Annotated in this window: 1 pseudogene; it reads left to right on the forward strand. The window is 67.4% G+C overall.

Annotated elements, in window-relative coordinates:
* Positions 1 to 1,893 (forward strand): annotated as a pseudogene (locus tag LC490_RS24170) (hypothetical protein); the annotation flags it as partial.

Raw genomic sequence — 1,893 nt, forward strand, 5'->3', positions numbered from 1 at the left:
GCAGCGGCACGGTGTCGGTGGGCGACGTGCTGACCTATACGGTGACGGTGACCAACACCAGTGCCAGCGGCAACCTGACCAACGTGGTGGTGAACGACAGCAAGATCACCCCGAGCACGACGACCTGTGCCTCGGTGGCGCCGGGTGCGACCTGCGTGTTGACCGGCACCTACACGGTGACTGCGGCCGACGTGACCGCCGGCAACGTGGTGAACACCGCGACTTCGACCAGCCCGGTCTGCCCGGTGGGCAGCACCGATCCGGCCTGCACGACGACGGTGACCACGCCGGTGACGGCGCTGAGCCAGACGATCGCCAAGACCATGACCAATGCCGATAACGACGGCAGCGGCACGGTGTCGGTGGGCGACGTGCTGACCTACACGGTGACGGTGACCAACACCAGCGCGAGCGGCAACCTGACCAACGTGGTGGTGAACGACAGCAAGATCACCCCGAGCACGACGACCTGCGCCTCGGTGGCGCCGGGTGCGACCTGCGTGTTGACGGGCACCTACACGGTGACCGCGGCCGACGTGACCGCCGGCAACGTGGTGAACACCGCGACTTCGACCAGCCCGGTCTGCCCGGTGGGCAGCACCGATCCGGCCTGCACGACGACGGTGACCACGCCGGTGACGGCGTTGAGCCAGACGATCGCCAAGACCATGACCAATGCCGATAACGACGGCAGCGGCACGGTGTCGGTGGGCGACGTGCTGACCTATACGGTGACGGTGACCAACACCAGCGCCAGCGGCAACCTGACCAACGTGGTGGTGAACGACAGCAAGATCACCCCGAGCACGACGACCTGCGCCTCGGTGGCGCCGGGTGCGACCTGCGTGTTGACCGGTACCTACACGGTGACTGCGGCCGACGTGACCGCCGGCAACGTGGTGAACACCGCGACCTCGACCAGCCCGGTCTGCCCGGTGGGCAGCACCGATCCGGCCTGCACGACGACGGTGACCACGCCGGTGACGGCGTTGAGCCAGACCCTGGCGAAGGCGATGACGGGTAATGCCGACGAAGACGGTTCGGGCACGGTGTCGGTGGGCGACACGCTGACCTATACGGTGACGGTGACCAACACCAGCGCCAGCGGCAACCTGACCAACGTGGTGGTGAACGACAGCAAGATCACCCCGAGTACGACGACCTGTGCCTCGGTGGCGCCGGGTGCGACCTGCGTGTTGACCGGTACCTACACGGTGACCGCGGCCGACGTGACCGCCGGCAACGTGGTGAACACCGCGACTTCGACCAGCCCGGTTTGCCCGGTGGGCAGCACCGATCCGGCCTGCACGACGACGGTGACCACGCCGGTGACGGCGCTGAGCCAGACGATCGCCAAGACCATGACCAATGCCGATAACGACGGCAGCGGCACGGTGTCGGTGGGCGACGTGCTGACCTACACGGTGACGGTGACCAACACCAGCGCCAGCGGCAACCTGACCAACGTGGTGGTGAACGACAGCAAGATCACCCCGAGCACGACGACCTGTGCCTCGGTGGCGCCGGGTGCGACCTGCGTGTTGACCGGCACCTACACGGTGACTGCGGCCGACGTGACCGCCGGCAACGTGGTGAACACCGCGACTTCGACCAGCCCGGTCTGCCCGGTGGGCAGCACCGATCCGGCCTGCACGACGACGGTGACCACGCCGGTGACGGCGCTGAGCCAGACGATCGCCAAGACCATGACCAATGCCGATAACGACGGCAGCGGCACGGTGTCGGTGGGCGACGTGCTGACCTACACGGTGACGGTGACCAACACCAGCGCGAGCGGCAACCTGACCAACGTGGTGGTGAACGACAGCAAGATCACCCCGAGCACGACGACCTGCGCCTCGGTGGCGCCGGGTGCGACCTGCGTGTTGACGG

This window comes from Lysobacter sp. ESA13C (assembly GCF_019970005.1).
Classification (GTDB): domain Bacteria; phylum Pseudomonadota; class Gammaproteobacteria; order Xanthomonadales; family Xanthomonadaceae; genus Lysobacter; species Lysobacter antibioticus_B.